This window comes from Sphingomonas sp. Leaf38, from assembly GCF_001421825.1.
Taxonomy (GTDB): Bacteria; Pseudomonadota; Alphaproteobacteria; order Sphingomonadales; family Sphingomonadaceae; genus Sphingomonas.
The window spans coordinates 1,118,709-1,137,550 of the sequence record NZ_LMLD01000011.1 but is presented as its reverse complement, the minus strand read 5'-3'; the positions used below and the strand labels follow the sequence as shown (position 1 = coordinate 1,137,550).

Here is an 18,842-nt window from a genome sequence, read left to right as displayed (position 1 = left end):
GGGGGGGGGGGGGGGGGGGGGGGGCCCAGCCCGGTCATGCTGCGTCCGCAACAGCCCCTCACCCCAGCCCTCTCCCCGGAGGGGAGAGGGAGCTAGAATGCCCGACCACGCCGTTTCGTCATCGCCCGTCGTACAGGCCCAGCTAGACCGGCTGACCATGCTGTCGCCCGGCGCTGACATCCTCGGCCTCGAGCGCATCACTGCGCTCCTGAGCCGCCTCGGCGATCCGCATCTGTCGCTCCCGCCGGTGTTCCACGTCGCGGGGACGAACGGCAAGGGCTCGACCTGCGCGTTCCTGCGCGCCGCGATCGAGGCCGCCGGGCACAGTGTCCATGTCTATTCGAGCCCGCACCTCGTCCGCTTCAACGAACGCATCCGCCTCGCCGGATCGCTGATCGAGGACGACTTGCTCGCCGCCTTGCTCGAAGAAGTGCTCGACCACGCAGCCGACCTGCAAGCCAGCTTCTTCGAGGTCACCACCGCCGCCGCGTTCCTCGCCTTCGCGCGCACGCCCGCCGCCGCGACGATCGTCGAGGTCGGCCTCGGCGGGCGGCTCGATGCGACCAACGTCATCCCCAACCCGGTCGTGACCGGGATCGCCGCGCTGGGCATCGACCACCAGGCGTTCCTCGGCGACACGCTGCTGGACATCGCCGGCGAGAAGGCGGGGATCGCCAAGCCTAGCGTGCCGCTTGTCACGATGGATTACCCAAAGCCGTTGCGCGCGAAGATCGCCGCGGTCGCCGCGGCGGCCGGCGCGCCCGTCGTTGCGCGCGGCGCGGCATGGACGAGCGAGACCGCGCGGTCGACGATGCGCTATGCGGACCAGGGTTTCTCGCTCGTCAGCAACCGCCCCCGGCTGGTTGGCGCGCACCAGTCGCGCAACCTCGCGCTGGCGATCGCGCTGCTGCGGCATCAGGGCGCGTTACACATCCCCGAAGCCGCGATGCGCGCTGCCGCCGACTGGGCGCACTGGCCGGCGCGGATGCAACGCCTGTCCGACGGACCGCTGCTTGCGCGGCTGCCGGGTGGCAGCGAGCTCTGGCTGGACGGCGCGCACAATCCCAACGCCGCGCAACCCGTCGCGCGCGCGCTGCGGACGCTGGCAAAGCGGCGCCCGGTGACGCTGGTCCTGGGGATGCTCGCCAACAAGGACGCCGAGGCGGTGATCCGGATCATCTCGCCCTCGATCGGGCACGTCATCGCGATCCCGGTGCCGGGCCATGCGCACCATGCACCTGAGGCGCTCGCCGCAATCGCGCGGACCTGCGGGGCGACCGCAGACACCGCGCCCTCCCCGGCCGATGCGCTCGACCGGATTGCGGCCGGAAGCGACCAGCCCAATCTGGTGCTTATCGCGGGCTCGCTCTACCTCGCCGGTGAAGTGCTCGCCGCGAACGACCAGCCACCGGACTGAATTCTTATTGCTATTGACTATCAATAACTAACCGGCGAGTTTGTGGGCACCACCACGGAGTCGCGTGAATGACCGATACTCGCCCTAGTTCGACGCCTAGCTCGGCCAATGCGCTCGCCAGCGCGACGACGCTGTTGCCCCATCCACTCCCGCCTTGCGAAAACGCGCGAATCGCACTGTTCGCGATGCGACGCATGGGGGCGAACGGCCTTGCCGATGCGCGCGCGGCGCACACGATGTTTACCGCATTCGGGCAGAGCTTCCGCCGCCCATTGGTGCTGTTGCGCGCCTTGATGGCGGACCTTGCGGCCACATCGGCAGGGACGATCGCGATCGCGCCCTGCTGCTGCGCCCGGATAACGCCCGCGGAGTCGGCGATGCTGTCGATCCTTGCGCGCGTCGAAACCGCGCCCGAGACCGCACGCTATCTGATGGTCGACCTGCTCGGCGTCCGCCGGGTCGAGGGCGTCCTCGCCAGCGCCGCAGCACTCGCTGCCGCGTTTGCCGACGAAGGACGACCGGTCACGATGTAGTTACGCGGTTTCCTCCGCCCTTGCCCGGCGGACGCTCTCGACGACGAACCCCTGCCGCCACAATATCCACAGCAGGATCAGGCCGGGCAGCGCGACGACCATCGTCAGCATCCAGAACCCCGGCCACCCGAGTGCGGTGGCCGCATAGCCGGCCGGCGCCGCCAGCCAGGTCCGCCCGACCGCGGCGAACGACGACAGCAACGCGAACTGAGTCGCGGTGTAGGCGAGGTTCGACAGCCCCGACAGATACGTCACGAACACCGTCAGGCCGATCCCGCTGGTCACCTGCTCGGTCGCCACCGCGATCGTCAGCCAGGTGTTGGAATGGCCATGCCAGGCGAGGATCACGAAGGTGAAGTTGCTCACCATCATCAGCACGCCCGACACGAACAGCGCGCGACCGAGACCGAGCCAGGCCATGAACGGCGCACTAAGCGCGGTGCCGACGATCAGCCCCCAGAACCCGACGAGCTTGTTGATCGCGATGAATTCGGTGTCGCTGAACCCGAGTTCGACGATCATCGGGTTGAGCATCCCCTGCCCCATCGCATCGCCGAGCTTGTAGATCAGCACGAACAGCAGGATCAGCACCGCGCCACGCCGCTGGAAGAACTCGCGGAACGGGCCGATGATCGTGTCCTCGAGCCAGCGTCCGCCGGTCTCGTGCGGTTGCTTGGCCAGGACGCGGTCGTGCAGGCCGCGCCCCGCCCACAGCGCGGCGAGCGCGCCGGGAATGACGCAAAACGCGGTCAGGCCGTAGCCCAGCGCCCAGCCGAGCCCGAGGCCTTCGGATGAGGCGATCGCGATCGTCCCGACGCCTGCGGCGAGGTTGCCGAGGCGGTAGCCGAACTGGTTGTTCGCGGTGCCGTGCGGGAGTTCGTCTTCGGGCAGGATCTCGATCCGGTAGGCATCGATTACGATATCCTGCGTCGCGCCGAGGAACGCGGTGACGATCGCCCAGAACGCGAAGACGCCGAGATGCTCCTGCGGCGCGCTGAACCCGAGCATCCAGACCGATCCGAACAGCAGCGCCTGGACGACGAACAGCCAGGCGCGGCGCTGCCCGACCCAACGGGTCAGCACCGGAATCTCGAATCTGTCGATGAACGGCGCCCACAGGAATTTGAGCGTGTACGGCGTGGTGAGGCCGATCGCGAACCCGATCGTCTTCTTGTCGATGCCGACCTTCGACAGCCAATAGCCCATCGTGCCGAGCAGCAGGGCGAGCGGGAAACCGCTCGATATGCCGAGCAGCAAGGCCGCGATCGGTCTCGGCCGAAGATAGGGCGCGAGGGTGGCAAGAACGGAACGGCGCGCGACGGTATCAGTGGACATTCGCCGACAATAGCGCGCTGTCCGGGCTAGGGAAGCCGTAAGCCTCGTCAAACGGTCAACCGCCCGCCTCCCGCGGTCCCGGCGGTTGCCAGGCTAGGCCAGCGTCTCGAACAGTCGGAACCCGGGCGGCAGGCGCTTTGGCACCACGCCGCCGATCCGCGCATCGATGACCGCGATCGCACCGATCAGGTCGCGCGGCGCATAGGGCTTCGCCAGGCAACCGGTTGCGAGCACCATCGCCTCGTCGGGAAAGTTGCCGGTCACGAACATCACGGGCACGCCGCGCGCCTGCGCCGCACGCGCCACGTCGAGACCCGAGCCGTCGGCGAGATGGACATCGACCAGCACGAGGTCGATCTCGGCCTTGCCCTCCGTATCGTTGCTGTTGGCGATGATCGCCAGCGCGTCGGCGACGCGGTCGACCGTCGCGACGATCGTGTAGGCGGCATCGGTCAGGAAATGTTCGTTGTCGAAGGCGATCAGCGGCTCGTCCTCGACCAGCAGGAGGCGCACGATGTTTCGTTTCTTCTTTCCGAACAACATGATCGTCGAAACCCCAGAGCGCGCCGAACGGTCGTTACGCTTGTGGGTTCTAACGCACCGCAGCACGAACGGTCGCAAATATTTCGCGCTCGCGGCCGATCCATAGTATCAGCCGCGCCATGACGACTTCAAAAGACGATAACCCGACTGCCAGCCCGTCGAACGACGCGCCTGCAACCCCCGCCAATCCGGTAAAAGGCGACCGTATCGCCAAGCTGCTCGCCCGCGCAGGGATCGCCTCGCGCCGCGATATCGAGCGGATGATCGCCGAGGGCCGCGTCGCGCTGAACGGCTCGACGCTCGATACGCCCGCGACGATCCTGCGCAATCTTGCCGGCGTGACGGTCGACGGCGATCCCGTCGAGGCGCCCAGCGCGGCGCGGCTGTTCCTGTATCACAAGCCGACCGGACTACTCGTCACCGAGCGCGATCCTGCCGGGCGCACGACGATCTATGATCGCCTGCCGCAGGATCTGCCGCGGCTGGTGCCGGTCGGTCGCCTCGATCTCAACACCGAGGGGCTGTTGCTGATGACCACCGATGGTGGGCTCAAACGCCAGCTCGAACTGCCCGCGACGGGTGTCGAGCGCGCCTATCGCGCGCGCGCTTACGGCAACATCACGCAGCCGCAGCTCGAGGAACTGATCGAGGGGATCGAGATCGAGGGCGTGCGCTATGGCTCGATCAACGCCAATATCGAGCGTCGGACCGGTGCCAATGTGTGGATCGAGATGATCCTGACCGAGGGCAAGAACCGCGAAGTCCGCCGCGTGCTCGAGCATCTGGGCTTGCAGGTCTCGCGACTGATCCGGACGCGCTACGGCCCGTTCGTGCTCGGCGATCTGCCGCCCGGCCAGATCGGCGAAGTGCTCCAGCACGATGTCGTCGCGTTCCAGAAGGAGCTGGCGAAGGGGCGGCCCGAGGGTCCGGGCGCGCGCGCCAATATCGGGATCAGCGCGAGTGCCGGCGCGGGGGCCGGGATCGGTGCGCGGTCGAACCAGCGCGGGAGCAACGCCCCTCGTCCTGCATCGACGGGGCATTCCGCGTCGACGGGGCGGCCGGCATTCGGCGCGCGGCCGGCGCCCGGTGGCGCGCGTACACCTGCCCGCACCCCGTATAGCGCACCTGCGAGTTCGGGTTTCGCCAGCACCAGCGCGCCGACCGAGCGCCCGTCGCGGCCAGCACGGCCCGAGCGGATCCGCCCGACCGCGGCGATGCAGCGCGGCGACGTCAACGATCCCTGGGCGCGGCCCGATGCGCGCAACGCCGCTAGGCCGACGGGGACGCATCACGCCCGACCAACCAGCGGCGAGACGTCCAAGCCCTATGCGCGCCAGGAGCGGGCGGATCGCGGCGAGGAGCTGAGCACCAGCCCGAAGATCAAGCATTTCCGCGCCGCCAAGCCGCCGCGCGACCGTGCCGCGCCATCGCGGGTCGGCGCTGGCGGAACCGTGACGCCGCGCCGCGGCGATACGCCGCAGCGCCAGGAACAGCCGCGCGGCTTCCGCCCGCAGGCCGACGATTCGCGCGGCCGCAGTTCGCTCGACAAGCGCGCCGCGCGTAGTGCCGCCGGGCGTCCCGGCGCGGAGCCGCGGCCAATGCGCGATGCGCCGGCGCGACCTGAGCGGGGGAGTCGTCCCACCGCACCCGGCAAGGGTCCGTCGGGAGGCCGCGGTCACCCGCCCCGTGCACCACGGGGAGGGAAACGCTGATGCGGATCATCGCGGGCCAATGGCGCGGACGCCCGATCGTCGCGCCCAAGGGGGATTCCACGCGTCCGACCGCCGACCGGATGCGCGAGACGTTGTTTTCGATGCTGACCAGTCGAGTCGGCAGCTTCGAGGGGTTGGCAGTCGCCGATCTGTTCGCCGGCTCGGGCGCGCTGGGTATCGAGGCGCTGTCGCGCGGCGCGGCGACGTGCATGTTCGTCGAATCGGACAAGCTGGCGGTCGACGCGCTGAAAGCCAACCTCGCCAAGCTCGAGATTCGCGGCGACGTCCGCGCCACCTCGGTGATGGCGCTCGGCCCCGCGCCTGCACCGCTCGACGTGATCCTGATGGATCCGCCGTACACCACCGGCGCCGGGCTGGTCGCGCTCGACAAGCTGTCGCGGCTCGGCTGGGTCGGCCCGGCGACGTGGATCAGCCTGGAGACCGCCAAGGCCGAGGTCGTCGAACTGGCGGGCTTCGAGGTCGACGCGACTCGCGTCCACGGCAAGGCGCGGCTGACTCTTTTACGGCCAGCATCGGCGTAGAAGCTTGTTCTCTCGCGAAGGCTGGAGCCCAGACTGGGCTCCCGCCTTCGCGGGAGAACATACTATTTTTGACCGGTGCGGCCGAGGATCAGCAGTCCGCCCAGGCTCAGCACCCCCGCCGCCATCAGATACCCGCCGACCAGCCATAGGCCATGCGGTGCCAGCGCCTCCGCCACGATCGGCGCGAGCGCACCGCCGAGCACGCCGCCGAGGTTGAACGTCATCGACACGCCGGTGTAGCGCACCCCCGCCGGAAACAGGCTCGGCAGCCATCCGCCGAGCGGCCCATAGGCGAACCCCATCACGAACAGCGCGCCCGACAACCAGAGCCACACCGTGACCAGCGATCCCGAGCCCAGCATCGGCCCCATCAACGCACCGACACCGATGCACCCGGCAAACCCGATCGCCAGCATCCGCGCGGCGGAATGGCGGTCCGCCAGCACGCTCGCGATGATCACGCCGCCCGCCAGGAACCAGATTGCGATAAGTTCGACGCCGAGGAACGCCTCGCGCGAATAGCCCAGCGTTTTGGTCCCGTAGCCAAGCGCGAAGGCGGTCGCGAGGTAGAACAGCGCGAAGCAGGCGATGACGCCGAACGTCCCCGCGAGCGTCGCGCGCAGATGCTGAGTCAGCAGCGTGGCGATCGGCACCTTGGGGAGCGCTTCGGTCGCCTCGGCCTCGAGGAACGCGGGCGTTTCGGTCAGCTTCAGCCGCACCCACAGCCCCAGCCCGACGAGGATCGCGCTCAACAGGAACGGGATGCGCCAGCCCCATGCGACGAACTGCGCCTCGTCGAGCACGAGGCCGATGACCAGGAATAATCCATTGGCGGCGAGGAAACCTACCGGTGCACCGAGCGGCGGAAACATCCCCCAGGTGTTCTTGCGGTGCGGCGGCGCGTTCTCGACCGCGAGCAACGCCGCCCCGCCCCATTCGCCGCCCAGCCCTAGTCCCTGCCCCAGCCGCATCAGACAGAGCAATGCGGGCGCGATCCAGCCGACCTGCGCATAGGTGGGGAGGAACGCGATCCCGACGGTCGATCCGCCCATCAGCAGCAGCGACGCGACCAGCGTCGACTTGCGCCCGACCCGGTCGCCGAAATGCCCGAACACGATCGCACCGACCGGACGCGCGACGAAGGCGAGCCCGAACGTCGCATAGCTCAGCAGCAATTGCGCCGAGTCCGATTGCCCCGCGAAGAACAACGGGCCGAACACCAGCGCGGCGGCGGTCGCATAGATGTAGAAATCGTAGAACTCGACTGCGGTGCCGACCAGGCTGGCGGCGAGGATGCGGCGGTTCGAGGCTAAGGTCGTCATGACCACGACATCGCCGCGGAGTCGGTTGCGGTCAACCGGTTGCCGCGCAAGATCCTCCCCGCCAGGGGGAGGGTCAGAGGGGGAGGACGATGCGGGCGATCAGGCCCGGCGCATTGTCCGCAAGTTCGAAATGGCCATCATGCAGCCGCGCAACCGCTTCGATCAGCGCCATGCCGAGCCCTGCGCCGGGGGTTGAGCGTGCGCTGTCGAGGCGGCCGAAGCGCTTCAACGCCTGTGCGCGATCCGCAGCGGCGATGCCGGGGCCGCGGTCCTCGACCTGGATCGCGACGCCATCGGTGCGGTGGACGATCCGCAGCGTCACCTCGCCCCCGCCTGCGCCGTGGCGGAGCGCGTTGTCGATCAGGTTGGTGATCGCCTGGCTGATCAGTTCGCGGTGCAGCTTCATCGGCGGCGGGCGATCGTCGATCGCGATCGTGAAGACGAGACCTGCGTCCTCCGCGACAGGCGCGTAGAGTTCACCAATCTCTTCGAGAAGGTCTGCCGGCGAGACCTCGATGAAGCGATCGCGCGAGACCGAGCCCGAGCGGCTGATCTCGATCACCATCGTCAGCATCCGCATGACGAGATCGGTCTCGACCAGCAGGCCGCCAAGCGCCGCCTCGCGTGCGTCCGGGTCGGCGATCAGCACCGCCTGCTCGGTCTTGGTACGCAGCCGCGCGAGCGGCGAGCGCAGATCATGAGCGAGGCTGTCGGTGACGATCCGCAGTTCGGCCATCACGCCCTCGAGCTTGCCGAGCATGACGTTGAGCCGCACCGCGAGGCGATCGAACGCGTCGCCACCGCCCGCGGCCATATCGACGCGCCGCGACAGATCGCCTTCGCCCGCCGCCTCGATCGCCTTGGCGATGCCGTCGAGGCGGCGGCCGACGTAGCGCGTGAGGACAAGCCCGCCGACCACGCCGAGCGCAAGCGACAGGAAAACGGCCACCGCGAGCGCGCGTTCGATCGCGCGCTCCTCGGCGGCGATCAGGTCGAGATTGCGACCGGTGAGAAGCCAGTACGCGCCGAGCGGGTGCAGCGCGTACCCCGACTCGCGCGCCGACCAGAGTGCGTCGGCGCCAAGCCGCGCGATCCGAAAATGCGTGGTCTTGAGCGGTACCGCGAGCCGTGCCGGCGCGATTCCGACAACCGCACGTCCCTCCGGGTCGATCACCGCGAGGACCAGCGACACGTCACCGGGAACGACCGCACCGTTGATCGCCTGACGCACTGCGGGAAGCCCGCCGCTACGCCAGACCGCGCGCAACGCCTCCGATTGCTCGGTCGTCTCGCGACGGATCGCGTCGATCGCGTCGGCGCTGGTGGTCTTCCACACGAAGCCGACCAGCGCGAGATTGGACACGAGCGCGAGGGCAATCGACAGAAGCGCAATTCGGGCGGTTACCGAAAGCCGGATCACCACCCCGGATCAGCCTTCGACAGCGAGACGGTATCCAGCGCCACGAACAGTATGAAGGATCGGCGTCGGGAAGCCATCCTCGAGCTTGCGGCGTAGGCGGCCGATATGGACGTCGACGACGTTCGAGCCCGGGTCGAAATGATAGTTCCAAATCTTCTCGAGCATCATCGTGCGCGTGACGACCTGGCCAGCATGACGCGCGAGGAATTCGAGCAGGTTGAATTCGCGCGCGCCAAGCGGGATCGTGCGACCGGCGCGCGAGACGGCGCGCGCGAGCAGATCGATCTCGAGGTCACCGACGGCAAGCTTGGTCTTTTGCGGCTCGGTCGCGGCGCGATCCGAGCGGCGAAGCATCGCTTCGATGCGTGCGGAGAGTTCGGCAAATGAAAATGGCTTGCAGAGATAATCGTCCGCGCCAGCCTTCAGGCCATCGACGCGGTCGTCGACGGCGGCGAGCGCGGACAGGATCAGCACCGGCGTCGCGATGCCGGCGGCGCGAATCGCGCTCACCATAGATAGCCCGTCAAGGCCCGGCAGCATACGATCGGCGATGATCAGGTCGAAGATGCCCTCGCTGGCGAGGAACAGACCGTCACGGCCATCGGCGCAGGCTTCGATCGCATGTCCGGCTTCGGCTAAACCCTTGGCAAGATAGGCGGATGTCGACGCATCGTCCTCGACGATCAAAATCTTGCGGCTCAACGCGCTATCACCTTCCCTGGCACCGAAATCGGTCACTATCTCCTGCCCTCATAAACGGAAAGGCCGGCGGAAAGAAGTCTTCCCACCGGCCCCCACGGTACCCCCGGGAGTGACGGGCACCGATCTCTGGAAAGTCGCGCGGCCGTTGCTGGCCACGGGGTCTTTCTAGGATCTGGTGGGGGTCAGCGCGATGACCGACGGGTGACAATTGCGTCATGTTGAGGCGTGTTGGGTGATGGTCGCAATGGACCAACGCGTGCTGCGCTAACGCCCACCGCTGACGCGTGCGAGGGCGGCCGAGAGATGCGCAGCCCGAACCCCTCCGTCATCCCAGCGAACGCCGGGACCATGGTTGCGGAGAAGGTGATGATGACAGGCCCTCGCCTGGTCTGCCGTAACCGTGGGTCCCGGCGTTCGCCGGGATGACGGAGAGCGGGGCGGATTACCCAACCGAGGCCTTAATCCAACGGGTAGGCATTAAGGGTAAGTAGATCGCCGTCGCCGCAGTCATGTTCCCCCGCCTTCGCGGGAGAACAGATTACCTGCCGTCGAGAATCGCCGCGATCGCGGAACCGACATGCGCGATGTCGGCCATGCCGTCCACGCGATGGACCAGCCCCCGCGCATCGTAGATCGGCAGGATCGGTGCCGTCTTCGCCCGATATTCCGACATGCGGTTGTGGACGGTCTCCGCGTTGTCGTCGGGACGACGCTTGAACTCGGTCGATCCGCACACGTCGCACACGCCCGCAACCGCCGGCTTCTTGTAGCGATCGTGATAACCCGCACCGCACTTGGCGCAAGTGTAGCGGCCGACGACGCGGTCGATGAGTGCTGCCTCGTCAACGCCGAGTTCGATCACGTAATCGAGAGTCCGGCCGCGATCGGCGAGCAGGCCGTCAAGCGCCTCGGCCTGCGCCGCAGTCCGCGGATAGCCGTCGAAGATGACGCCGTTCGCGGTATCCGGCTGGTCGAGGCGTTCACCGATGATGCCCGACACGATCTCGTCCGAAACGAGCCCGCCCGATTCCATCACCGACTTCGCCTGAAGGCCGACCGGGGTTCCGGCGGCGACCGCTGCACGCAGCATGTCGCCGGTCGAAAGCTGCACCATGCCGCGCTCGCTGACGAGCGTGGCGGCTTGGGTGCCCTTGCCCGCGCCAGGCGGTCCAAGAAGGATGATATTCACGAAACGCACTCCCCTCGTTCGTGCAGGATTAAACCGGGTTAGCCCCGCAACTTAACGAAGTCGATTGCCCTTGAGCTTCGCCTTCTTGATCAGGTCGCCATACTGGTGCGCCAGCAGGTGCGACTGGATCTGCGTCACCGTGTCCATCGTCACGTTGACGACGATCAGCAGGCTGGTGCCGCCGAGGTAGAACGGGATCTGCAACGCGGTCACCAGATATTCGGGCAACAGGCAGATGATCGTCAGATACGCCGCACCGATGACGGTAATGCGAGTCAGCACGTAATCGAAGTAATTCTCGGTGTTCTTGCCCGGGCGAATGCCGGGGATGAACCCGCCATTGCGCTTCAGATTGTCGGCGGTTTCCTCGGGGTTGAAGACGACCGCGGTGTAGAAGAACGAGAAGAAGATGATGCCGGCGCCGTACAGCAGCATGTACACAGGCGAACCGTGCTGGAGGTACTGGTTGAGGGTGATGATGAAATCGCCCCACTTCGACTCGCCCGCCACGCGCTGGCCTGCGAACTGCGAGATCGTCAGTGGCATCAGCAGCAGCGACGACGCGAAGATCGGCGGGATGACACCTGCCGTGTTGATCTTCAGCGGCAGATGGCTGCGATCGGCCTGCATGCCGCGCTGAGTCTGGCGCTTGGGATACTGGATCAGGATACGACGCTGGGCGCGCTCCATGAAACAGATGAAGAGGATCAGCACGACCACCGCGACGACGATGCCGATCAGCTTGATCGGATCGAGCGAACCCGAACGGCCGCCTTCGAGCAGGTTGACGAGCGTGACGGGCAGATGCGCGACGATGCCGGCCATGATGATCAGCGAGACGCCGTTGCCGATGCCGCGGCTGGTGATCTGCTCGCCGAGCCACATCAGGAACATCGTACCGCCGATCAGCGAGATGACCGCGGCGACGCGGAACATCATGCCAGGCTCGATGACCGCCTGGATGCCCTGTGCCGCGCCGAGCGTTTCAAGGCCGACGGCGATGAAATAGCCCTGCACCGCGGTCAGGCCGACGGTGCCGTAGCGGGTGTACTGGTTGAGGCGCTTGCGGCCCGATTCGCCGTCCTTCTTGATGGCGGCGAGCGTCGGCGACAGCGACGTCGCGAGCTGCACCACGATCGAGGCGGTGATGTAGGGCATCACGCCGAGCGCGATCAGCGACATGCGGCTGAGCGAACCACCCGAGAAGGTGTTGAAGAAATCGAGCACGCCGCCCTGCGTCTGCTGCGACAGCAGGCCGAGCGCGGTCGGGTCGACACCCGGCAGCGGCACGTAGCTGAGCAGGCGGAAAATGATCAGCGCGCCGATCGTGAACCACAACCGCTTCTTGAGGTCGGTCGCCTTCGCGAATTTCGAAAGGCTGATGCTTTGCGCCATCTGGTCGGCTGCGGATGCCATGCGTGTGATCGTCCTGGAAACAAAGAAGGCGGGATGCGTTGTGACCGCCCCCGCCGCTCATATAGGCGCAGGAGCGCGCTTGTCTAATGCCTAAGGCGGATCGCGTCTGCGGAATCCTCACCCGCCAGGGGGAGGTGGGCCGCTTCGGCGGCTTGGAGGGGGAGGTTTCGGAACGCGAGTTCATCGCTTACCGCCCCCTCCGTCAGCTACGCTGACACCTCCACCTGGCGGGGGAGGATTTTAGACCAAACGAAAAAGGGGGAAGCGCACCCGGCGCCCCCTCCCCCATCAAAGTCAGGCCTTGAACGACGCCTTGTGCGCCGCACGCTCCTTGTACTTCACGCCCTTCTTGGCGGCAGCCTTCTCGGCTGCGGGGACGAAGTGGATCACCTCGACCTTGCCGCCGATCTTCTCGACCGCTTCGATCGCGCCCTTCGACGCGCCGTCGACGGTGAACGAGAGGACAGTGGTCAGCTCGCCCTTGGCGAGGAGGCGGACGCCGTCCTTGCCGCCGCGCGCGAGGCCAGCGGCCTTCAGCGCGTTGTGGTCGAGCGTGGCGTTCGCCTCGATCTTGCCGGCATCGACCGCGAGCTGGATCGCGCCGAGATTGACCTCTGCGAAGTCCTTGCGGAAGATGTTGTTGAAGCCGCGCTTAGGCAGACGCATGTGGAGCGGCATCTGGCCGCCTTCGAAGCCGGCGATGGACACGCCTTCGCGGCTCTTCTGGCCCTTCTGGCCGCGGCCGCCGGTCTTGCCCTTGCCCGAGCCGATGCCGCGTCCGACGCGCATCTTGGACTTACGGGCACCTTCGTTATCGCGGAGTTCGTTGAGCTTCATGGTAATGCACTCGCTTTCGCTTGTTACGCGCTGTGGAAATGGATTCTGGAATAAGAAAGGGGGCCGTTAGCCCCCTTTCCCGTATTTGTCACGTGGGTCGTGAAGGCTCAGCCTTCCACCGACACCATGTGCTGCACCTTGCGGATCATGCCGCGGACCTCTGGGCTGTCTTCCAGCTCGCGGGTCTTGTGCATCTTGTTCAGGCCGAGACCGATCAGCGTTGCGCGCTGGTCCTTCTCGCGGCGGATCGGCGAACCGGTCTGCGTGATCTTGATGGTTGCCATGATCGCTTACTCCGTGATCGCAGCTGCGTCTGCCTCGGGGGTCTTCGACCCACCGTGGCCGAGCAGGTCGGCGATCTTCTTGCCGCGACGCTGTGCGACGGCCTTGGGCGAAGTCTGCTCGCCAAGGGCTTCGAACGTTGCGCGGATCATGTTGTAGGGGTTCGACGTGCCGACCGACTTGGTCACGACGTCTGCAACGCCCAGCGACTCGAAGACAGCGCGCATCGGGCCACCGGCGATGATGCCCGTACCCTGAGGCGCCGACCGCAGCGTGACCTTGCCGGCACCGAAGTGACCGTTGCCGTCATGATGCAGCGTGCGACCGTCCTTGAGCGGAACGCGAACCATCTTCTTCTTGGCAGCAGCCGTCGCCTTCGAGATGGCTTCCGGCACTTCGCGTGCCTTGCCATGACCGAAGCCTGCACGGCCCTTGCCGTCGCCGACGACGACCAGAGCTGCAAAGCCGAAGCGCTTACCGCCCTTGACCGTCTTCGAGACGCGGTTGATGTGAACCAGCTTCTCGATCAGCTCTTCGCCGCCATCGTCCGAACCCGGACGACCGCCACGATTGTCGCGACCACCGCGACCTCCGTCACGACCACCGCGGTTGCCACCCGGGCCACCGCTGCGACCGCCACCGGGGCCACCACGACCACCGCCGCCGCCGCCACCCGGACGACCACGGCCACCGCCGGTGTTGCCCTGGTAGCCGGTGCTCTGCGGTACGTTCTGAGCCGTGACGTCCTGTGCGGTCATCTCGGGTGCGATCACTGCCGGCGTGTTGTTTTCGTCAGCCATGTCTTAGAACTCCAATCCGGCTTCGCGCGCGGCATCGGCAAGAGCCTTCACGCGACCGTGGTAGAGGAAGCCGCCGCGATCGAACACGACCTGAGTCACGCCCGCTGCCTTGGCAGCCTCGGCGACGCGCTTGCCGACCGAAGTCGCCGCGTCGATGTTGGCGCCGGACGTGCCGCGCACGTCCTTCTCCAGCGTCGAGGCCGAAGCGACCGTCGTGCCAGCGGCATCGTCGATCACCTGGGCATAGATGTGCTTGCCCGAACGATGCACCGACAACCGCGGACGGGTGCCTGCACGTGCGCGAAGCGCGGTACGATTGCGGCGACGCCGCTTGGCGAAAAGAGAAAGTCCCTTGGTCATTACTTCTTCTTCCCTTCCTTGCGGAAGATGAACTCGCCGTCGTACTTGATACCCTTGCCCTTGTAAGGCTCAGGCTTGCGCCACTGACGAATTTCCGCGGCCAGCTGGCCGACCTTCTGCTTGTCGGAACCCGAGATCTCGACCGTGGTGTTGTCCGGGGTCTTCACCTCGATGCCTTCCGGCACGTCGATGTTCACGTCATGGCTGTAGCCGAGCTGCAGCTTGAGGTTACGACCCTGGGCAGCGGCACGGTAGCCGACGCCGGTGATCAGCAGCTTCTTGGTGAAGCCTTCCGACACGCCCGTAATCAGGTTCTGCACCATCGTACGCTGCATGCCCCAGAACGCGCGCGCGCGCTTGGTATCGTTGGCCGGCTGCACCGAGATGCCGCCGTCTTCGATCGTGTAGCTGATCTCTTCGCGCAGCGGCATCGTGAGCGTGCCCTTGGGCCCCTTCACGGTCAACTGCTTGTTCGCGATGCTAGGCGTGATGCCGGCCGGTACCGAAACCGGCTTCTTACCAATACGGCTCATCAGAACACCTCCGCGAGGACTTCGCCGCCGACGTTCTGCTCACGTGCTTCGGAATCCGAAAGCACGCCGCGCGGCGTCGAGACGATGGTGATGCCGAGGCCGTTACGGACGCGCGGGAGTTCCTGCGAGCCGGAATAGACGCGACGGCCGGGCTTCGAGACGCGCGCGACATGCTTGATCGCAGGCTGGCCCTCGAAATACTTCAGCTCGATGCGAAGGCCGGCCGCGGGGCCCATCTGCTCTTCGCTATAGCCACGGATATAGCCTTCGCGCTGCAGAACGTCGAGCACGCGGACGCGCAGCTTCGACGCCGGGGTCAGGACGGAGTCCTTCTTCGCGCGCTGGCCATTACGGATGCGGGTGAGCAAATCACCCAAGGGATCGGTCACTGCCATGATTTAATCCTTACCAGCTCGACTTCGTGACGCCGGGGATCAGGCCCTTGTTGGCCAGATCGCGCAGCTGAATACGGCAGAGCCGGAACTTGCGGTAATAAGCGCGCGGGCGACCGGTCAGCTCGCACCGGTTACGGATGCGGGTCGGATTCGCGTTGCGCGGCAGTGCCGCCATCTTGAGGCGAGCGATCAGACGCTCACCGTCGTCGAGCGTCTTGTCCGCTGCGATCGCCTTCAGTGCCGCGTACTTCGGGGCATACTGCTTGACCATGCGCTTGCGGCGCTCGTTCTTGTTGACTGAACTCAGTTTCGCCATCGACTTAAGTTCTTTCTTTCCTGAAGCGCCGCCCGTGACACGAGGCCAGGGGCGGCGGTTGGTAGTTAAGCTGCCTTCTTCTCGTCGGCAGCGTCGTCTTCGATCGGGAACGGAAAACCGAACAGACGCAGAAGCTCGCGAGCCTCATCGTCGGTCTTTGCGGTCGTCGTCACGATCACATCCATGCCGCGGACCTTGTCGACCCGGTCATAGCTGATTTCTGGGAACACGATCTGCTCCTTGATACCGCAGGCATAGTTGCCACGGCCATCGAAGCTCTTCGGGTTGAGCCCGCGGAAATCGCGGACGCGGGGAAGAGCGATCGTGATGAAACGGTCGAGAAACTCGTACATGCGCTCGCGGCGAAGGGTGACCTTCACGCCGATCGGCATGCCTTCGCGCAGCTTGAACTGTGCGATCGACTTCTTGGCCTTCGTCACGACAGGCTTCTGGCCGGCAATCAGCTCCATTTCGGAAGCAGCCTGGTCGACCTTCTTCTTGTCCTGCGTGGCTTCGCCGACGCCCATGTTCAAAACGATCTTGTCGATCCGCGGGATCTCCATGACGTTCTTGTAGCCGAACTTGTCGACCATCGCCTTGATGATCGTCTCGTCGTACATCTTCCGCATGCGCGGCGTGTAGGCGACCTCGGTGCCGGTGTTCTCAGCGCCAGTGTTCTGATCAACCATTGATCTTCTCCCCGGTCTTGACGGCCACGCGGACCTTCTTGCCGTCCTGCTCCTCGAAGCGGACGCGGGTCGGCTTGCCGTCGGCGGTCACGTGCGCGACCTTCGAAACGTGCATCGGCGCTTCCTTGCGGATCAGGCCACCCTGCGGGTCACCCTGAGTCGGCTTGGTATGGCGCACGGCGATGTTGACGCCCGCGACGACGACCTTGTCGGCCTTCGGCATCGACATGGTGACTTCGCCGGTCTTGCCCTTGTCCTTGCCGGACAGGACGATGACCTTGTCACCCTTCTTGATACGCTGCGACGCCATTACAGCACCTCCGGCGCGAGGCTGATGATCTTCATGTGCTTCTTGCCGCGCAGCTCGCGAACGACTGGGCCGAAGATACGGGTGCCGATCGGCTCCTCGTTCTTGTTGACCAGCACCGCGGCGTTGCCGTCGAAGCGGATGACCGTACCGTCTGCACGGCGGATATCCTTGGCGGTACGCACGATCACCGCGCGGTGAACGTCGCCCTTCTTCACACGGCCCCGTGGCTGCGCTTCCTTGATGCTGACGACGATGATGTCGCCAACGCCTGCAACACGACGCTTGGAACCCCCAAGCACCTTGATGCACTGCACCCGCTTCGCGCCGCTGTTGTCAGCGACGTCGAGATTGGACTGCATCTGGATCATGGATCCGTATCCCTTCTCTGTCTCTGGGGTCGATACCGACCGAACCCCGCCTAAAAAATCACCCCGCCGCGGACGAATCCGCAGCGGGGAGGAGCGGCCGCTTAGCCGTTCCCGTTTACGAAAACAAGAGCGCAGGGAGTTGCCCCCCTGCCCTCATGTTTGATTCAGCCCTCGGCCGAAGCCCGTTCCGGCGTCGCGTGGGTGTTGACCCGCTCGATCACCTTCCAGGTCTTCAGCTTGGAGATTGGTGCGGTCTCTTCGATCCGCACGGTCTCGCCCTGCTTGAACTCGTTGCTCTCGTCATGAGCATGATACTTCTTCGAGCGACGGATGATCTTCCCGTAGAGCGGGTGCTTCACCTTACGCTCGACGTTCACGACCACCGTCTTGTCGCCCTTGTCGGACACGACCAGACCGGTCAGCACGCGCTTCGGCATGATGTGTTCCTTACTTCGCGGCTTCAGCGCTGGTGCGCTGAGCCTGCAGGGTCTTGATGCGAGCGATGTCGCGGCGGACCTCACGAACGCGGCTCGGCTTTTCGAGCTGGTTCGTGGCGGCCTGGAAGCGCAGGTTGAACTGCTCGCGCTTCAGTTCGCCGAGCGACTCCGACAGCTGGTCGTCGCTCTTGGTCTTCATGTCGTCGATACGAGCCATGATCTTACTCGCCTCCCAGATGCGAGGTGTCACCCAGGCGGGCAACGACCTTTACCTTGATCGGCAGCTTCATGGCCGCCCGCTCGAACGCCTCGGCGGCGATCTTGCCGTCGACGCCGTCGAGCTCGAACAGGATCCGACCCGGCTTGACTCGAGCGGCCCAATATTCCGGCGCGCCCTTGCCCTTACCCATGCGGACTTCGGCTGGCTTTCCCGAGACCGGAAGGTCTGGGAAAATGCGGATCCACAAACGCCCCTGGCGCTTCATGTGACGCGTGATCGCGCGGCGTGCCGCCTCGATCTGGCGTGCGGTGATCCGGTCGGGCTCCATGGCCTTCAGGCCGTAGGAACCGAAATTGAGCGAGAAGCCACTCTTGGCATCGCCCGAAATCTTGCCCTTGAAGGCCTTCCGGAACTTGGTCTTTTTTGGTTGCAGCATGTCTGTTCCTGCCCCTTAGCGACGATCGTCGCGCTGCGGCCGCACGCCGGAGGTCTGAGCCTCCATCATGATGCGGTCGTACGACGTCGGATCGTTGCCGAGAATCTCGCCCTTGAAGACCCAGACCTTCACGCCGCAAACGCCGTAAGACGTGTGCGCCGTAGCCTCGGCATAATCGATGTTCGCGCGCAGCGTGTGCAACGGAACCCGACCCTCACGATAGCTCTCCGACCGTGCGATCTCGGCGCCGCCAAGACGGCCGCCGCAGTTCACGCGGATGCCTTCGGCACCGAGACGCATCGCCGACTGAACCGCACGCTTCATGGCGCGACGGAAAGCGATACGACGCTCGAGCTGATCGGCGATGCCCTGCGCGACGAGACGCGCGTCGACTTCCGGCTTGCGGATCTCGACGATGTTCAGCGACACGGTCGACGACGTCATCTTGCCGATCGTCGAACGCAGCTTCTCGATGTCCGCACCCTTCTTGCCGATGATCACGCCGGGGCGTGCAGCGAAGATGGAGATGCGGGCCAGCTTGGCCGGACGCTCGATGACCACCTTGGAGATCGCGGCCTGCGGCAGCGTCTTCATGATGAATGCGCGGATCTTGAGATCCTCGAGCAGGAGCCGACCATAGTCGGCGCCTTCGGCGTACCAGCGGCTATCCCAGGTACGGTTGATCTGCAAACGCAGACCGATGGGGTTGCTCTTCTGACCCATTATGC

General features: G+C 65.8%; 25 protein-coding genes and 1 pseudogene. 5 read left to right on the top strand and 21 right to left on the bottom strand.

Features of this window, described 5'->3' with window-relative positions:
- Nucleotides 1-97: 97 nt before the first annotated feature.
- Nucleotides 98-1,417 (top strand): bifunctional folylpolyglutamate synthase/dihydrofolate synthase, encoded by a 1,320-nt coding sequence (locus ASE88_RS12585; RefSeq protein ID WP_056478323.1) that lies wholly within the window; start codon nt 98-100, stop codon nt 1,415-1,417.
- Between the two features lie 68 nt (nt 1,418-1,485).
- The gene (locus ASE88_RS12580) at nt 1,486-1,950 is read left to right on the top strand and encodes a DUF6628 family protein (RefSeq protein ID WP_235527930.1); all 465 of its coding nucleotides are present in this window, start codon (nt 1,486-1,488) and stop codon (nt 1,948-1,950) included.
- Here the strand turns inward: ASE88_RS12580 and ASE88_RS12575 are convergent, their stop codons facing one another.
- On the bottom strand, nt 1,951-3,285 hold the full coding sequence (locus ASE88_RS12575; RefSeq protein ID WP_056478322.1) for an AmpG family muropeptide MFS transporter: 1,335 nt from the start codon (nt 3,283-3,285) through the stop codon (nt 1,951-1,953).
- Nucleotides 3,286-3,378: 93 nt separating this feature from the next.
- Nucleotides 3,379-3,828, bottom strand: a complete 450-nt coding sequence (locus ASE88_RS12570; RefSeq protein ID WP_055872618.1) for a response regulator — start codon at nt 3,826-3,828, stop codon at nt 3,379-3,381.
- On the opposite strand from ASE88_RS12570, the gene ASE88_RS19745 reads away from it, so the two are divergent.
- The 3 genes from ASE88_RS19745 to rsmD are packed head-to-tail and all read left to right on the top strand — an operon-like array spanning nt 3,800 to nt 6,082.
- A complete protein-coding gene (locus ASE88_RS19745) occupies nt 3,800-3,934 on the top strand; it encodes a hypothetical protein (protein ID WP_268795226.1) in 135 nt (44 codons plus the stop codon). The genes ASE88_RS12570 and ASE88_RS19745 overlap by 29 nt on opposite strands.
- 13 nt (nt 3,935-3,947) lie before the next feature.
- Nucleotides 3,948-5,540, top strand: a complete 1,593-nt coding sequence (locus ASE88_RS12565; protein ID WP_082463136.1) for a pseudouridine synthase — start codon at nt 3,948-3,950, stop codon at nt 5,538-5,540.
- Nucleotides 5,540-6,082, top strand: coding sequence for a 16S rRNA (guanine(966)-N(2))-methyltransferase RsmD (rsmD, locus tag ASE88_RS12560; protein ID WP_055872620.1), 543 nt, complete (start codon nt 5,540-5,542; stop codon nt 6,080-6,082). Before ASE88_RS12565 ends, rsmD begins: the two co-directional genes overlap by 1 nt.
- 62 nt (nt 6,083-6,144) lie before the next feature.
- Here rsmD and ASE88_RS12555 read toward each other — a convergent pair.
- From ASE88_RS12555 to rpsC, 19 genes and pseudogenes are all read right to left on the bottom strand, one after another.
- Nucleotides 6,145-7,428: pseudogene (locus ASE88_RS12555) on the bottom strand (MFS transporter); the annotation flags it as partial.
- 49 nt (nt 7,429-7,477) lie between these two features.
- Complete coding sequence (locus tag ASE88_RS12550; protein WP_055875092.1) at nt 7,478-8,824, bottom strand: sensor histidine kinase; 1,347 nt, start codon at nt 8,822-8,824, stop codon at nt 7,478-7,480.
- Between the two features lie 9 nt (nt 8,825-8,833).
- A complete protein-coding gene (locus tag ASE88_RS12545) occupies nt 8,834-9,526 on the bottom strand; it encodes a response regulator transcription factor (protein ID WP_055872624.1) in 693 nt (230 codons plus the stop codon).
- Nucleotides 9,527-10,064: 538 nt separating this feature from the next.
- On the bottom strand, nt 10,065-10,715 hold the full coding sequence (locus ASE88_RS12540) for an adenylate kinase (RefSeq protein ID WP_055875094.1): 651 nt from the start codon (nt 10,713-10,715) through the stop codon (nt 10,065-10,067).
- Between the two features lie 51 nt (nt 10,716-10,766).
- Nucleotides 10,767-12,131 (bottom strand): preprotein translocase subunit SecY, encoded by a 1,365-nt coding sequence (gene secY, locus ASE88_RS12535; protein WP_055872627.1) that lies wholly within the window; start codon nt 12,129-12,131, stop codon nt 10,767-10,769.
- A 294-nt stretch (nt 12,132-12,425) separates the two neighbouring features.
- Nucleotides 12,426-12,968 (bottom strand): 50S ribosomal protein L15, encoded by a 543-nt coding sequence (gene rplO / locus ASE88_RS12530; RefSeq protein ID WP_031393746.1) that lies wholly within the window; start codon nt 12,966-12,968, stop codon nt 12,426-12,428.
- 107 nt (nt 12,969-13,075) lie between these two features.
- Nucleotides 13,076-13,252 carry a 50S ribosomal protein L30 gene (rpmD, locus tag ASE88_RS12525; protein ID WP_055872633.1) on the bottom strand — a complete coding sequence of 59 codons (177 nt, stop codon included), beginning with the start codon at nt 13,250-13,252 and terminating at the stop codon, nt 13,076-13,078.
- 6 nt (nt 13,253-13,258) lie between these two features.
- Entirely contained in the window at nt 13,259-14,050 is a 792-nt protein-coding gene (gene rpsE, locus ASE88_RS12520) for a 30S ribosomal protein S5 (protein ID WP_056478320.1), read from the bottom strand.
- Between the two features lie 3 nt (nt 14,051-14,053).
- Nucleotides 14,054-14,410 (bottom strand): 50S ribosomal protein L18, encoded by a 357-nt coding sequence (gene rplR, locus ASE88_RS12515; protein ID WP_031393749.1) that lies wholly within the window; start codon nt 14,408-14,410, stop codon nt 14,054-14,056.
- Nucleotides 14,410-14,943 (bottom strand): 50S ribosomal protein L6, encoded by a 534-nt coding sequence (gene rplF / locus ASE88_RS12510; RefSeq protein ID WP_055872637.1) that lies wholly within the window; start codon nt 14,941-14,943, stop codon nt 14,410-14,412. Before rplF ends, rplR begins: the two co-directional genes overlap by 1 nt.
- Nucleotides 14,943-15,338: a 30S ribosomal protein S8 gene (gene rpsH, locus ASE88_RS12505; protein WP_031393751.1), complete on the bottom strand. Its 396-nt coding sequence runs from the start codon at nt 15,336-15,338 to the stop codon at nt 14,943-14,945. The genes rplF and rpsH overlap by 1 nt, the downstream gene beginning before the upstream one ends.
- A 10-nt stretch (nt 15,339-15,348) precedes the next feature.
- Nucleotides 15,349-15,654 carry a 30S ribosomal protein S14 gene (gene rpsN, locus ASE88_RS12500; protein ID WP_056015537.1) on the bottom strand — a complete coding sequence of 102 codons (306 nt, stop codon included), beginning with the start codon at nt 15,652-15,654 and terminating at the stop codon, nt 15,349-15,351.
- 65 nt (nt 15,655-15,719) lie between these two features.
- Complete coding sequence (gene rplE, locus ASE88_RS12495) at nt 15,720-16,343, bottom strand: 50S ribosomal protein L5 (protein WP_200910207.1); 624 nt, start codon at nt 16,341-16,343, stop codon at nt 15,720-15,722.
- On the bottom strand, nt 16,336-16,653 hold the full coding sequence (gene rplX / locus ASE88_RS12490) for a 50S ribosomal protein L24 (RefSeq protein WP_055872640.1): 318 nt from the start codon (nt 16,651-16,653) through the stop codon (nt 16,336-16,338). The genes rplE and rplX overlap by 8 nt, the downstream gene beginning before the upstream one ends.
- The gene (gene rplN, locus ASE88_RS12485; RefSeq protein ID WP_031393755.1) at nt 16,653-17,021 is read right to left on the bottom strand and encodes a 50S ribosomal protein L14; all 369 of its coding nucleotides are present in this window, start codon (nt 17,019-17,021) and stop codon (nt 16,653-16,655) included. The genes rplX and rplN overlap by 1 nt, the downstream gene beginning before the upstream one ends.
- Nucleotides 17,022-17,185: 164 nt before the next feature.
- Nucleotides 17,186-17,458, bottom strand: a complete 273-nt coding sequence (gene rpsQ / locus ASE88_RS12480; protein WP_031393756.1) for a 30S ribosomal protein S17 — start codon at nt 17,456-17,458, stop codon at nt 17,186-17,188.
- A gap of 10 nt (nt 17,459-17,468) precedes the next feature.
- Nucleotides 17,469-17,675 carry a 50S ribosomal protein L29 gene (rpmC, locus tag ASE88_RS12475; RefSeq protein WP_055872644.1) on the bottom strand — a complete coding sequence of 69 codons (207 nt, stop codon included), beginning with the start codon at nt 17,673-17,675 and terminating at the stop codon, nt 17,469-17,471.
- Between the two features lie 4 nt (nt 17,676-17,679).
- The gene (gene rplP, locus ASE88_RS12470; protein WP_031393758.1) at nt 17,680-18,114 is read right to left on the bottom strand and encodes a 50S ribosomal protein L16; all 435 of its coding nucleotides are present in this window, start codon (nt 18,112-18,114) and stop codon (nt 17,680-17,682) included.
- Between the two features lie 15 nt (nt 18,115-18,129).
- A complete protein-coding gene (rpsC, locus tag ASE88_RS12465; RefSeq protein ID WP_055872646.1) occupies nt 18,130-18,837 on the bottom strand; it encodes a 30S ribosomal protein S3 in 708 nt (235 codons plus the stop codon).
- Between the last annotated feature and the right edge of the window lie 5 nt (nt 18,838-18,842).

Coding starts and splice junctions, on each gene's coding strand:
- ASE88_RS12585 (WP_056478323.1), top strand. CDS start 98: ATGCCCGACCACGCCGTTTCGTCATCGCCCGTCGTACAGGCCCAGCTA.
- ASE88_RS12580 (WP_235527930.1), top strand. CDS start 1,486: ATGACCGATACTCGCCCTAGTTCGACGCCTAGCTCGGCCAATGCGCTC.
- ASE88_RS12575 (WP_056478322.1), bottom strand. CDS start 3,285: ATGTCCACTGATACCGTCGCGCGCCGTTCCGTTCTTGCCACCCTCGCG.
- ASE88_RS19745 (WP_268795226.1), top strand. CDS start 3,800: ATGTTTCGTTTCTTCTTTCCGAACAACATGATCGTCGAAACCCCAGAG.
- ASE88_RS12570 (WP_055872618.1), bottom strand. CDS start 3,828: ATGTTGTTCGGAAAGAAGAAACGAAACATCGTGCGCCTCCTGCTGGTC.
- ASE88_RS12565 (WP_082463136.1), top strand. CDS start 3,948: ATGACGACTTCAAAAGACGATAACCCGACTGCCAGCCCGTCGAACGAC.
- rsmD (WP_055872620.1), top strand. CDS start 5,540: ATGCGGATCATCGCGGGCCAATGGCGCGGACGCCCGATCGTCGCGCCC.
- secY (WP_055872627.1), bottom strand. CDS start 12,131: ATGGCATCCGCAGCCGACCAGATGGCGCAAAGCATCAGCCTTTCGAAA.
- rplO (WP_031393746.1), bottom strand. CDS start 12,968: ATGAAGCTCAACGAACTCCGCGATAACGAAGGTGCCCGTAAGTCCAAG.
- rpmD (WP_055872633.1), bottom strand. CDS start 13,252: ATGGCAACCATCAAGATCACGCAGACCGGTTCGCCGATCCGCCGCGAG.
- rpsE (WP_056478320.1), bottom strand. CDS start 14,050: ATGGCTGACGAAAACAACACGCCGGCAGTGATCGCACCCGAGATGACC.
- rplR (WP_031393749.1), bottom strand. CDS start 14,410: ATGACCAAGGGACTTTCTCTTTTCGCCAAGCGGCGTCGCCGCAATCGT.
- rplF (WP_055872637.1), bottom strand. CDS start 14,943: ATGAGCCGTATTGGTAAGAAGCCGGTTTCGGTACCGGCCGGCATCACG.
- rpsH (WP_031393751.1), bottom strand. CDS start 15,338: ATGGCAGTGACCGATCCCTTGGGTGATTTGCTCACCCGCATCCGTAAT.
- rpsN (WP_056015537.1), bottom strand. CDS start 15,654: ATGGCGAAACTGAGTTCAGTCAACAAGAACGAGCGCCGCAAGCGCATG.
- rplE (WP_200910207.1), bottom strand. CDS start 16,343: ATGGTTGATCAGAACACTGGCGCTGAGAACACCGGCACCGAGGTCGCC.
- rplX (WP_055872640.1), bottom strand. CDS start 16,653: ATGGCGTCGCAGCGTATCAAGAAGGGTGACAAGGTCATCGTCCTGTCC.
- rplN (WP_031393755.1), bottom strand. CDS start 17,021: ATGATCCAGATGCAGTCCAATCTCGACGTCGCTGACAACAGCGGCGCG.
- rpsQ (WP_031393756.1), bottom strand. CDS start 17,458: ATGCCGAAGCGCGTGCTGACCGGTCTGGTCGTGTCCGACAAGGGCGAC.
- rpmC (WP_055872644.1), bottom strand. CDS start 17,675: ATGGCTCGTATCGACGACATGAAGACCAAGAGCGACGACCAGCTGTCG.
- rplP (WP_031393758.1), bottom strand. CDS start 18,114: ATGCTGCAACCAAAAAAGACCAAGTTCCGGAAGGCCTTCAAGGGCAAG.
- rpsC (WP_055872646.1), bottom strand. CDS start 18,837: ATGGGTCAGAAGAGCAACCCCATCGGTCTGCGTTTGCAGATCAACCGT.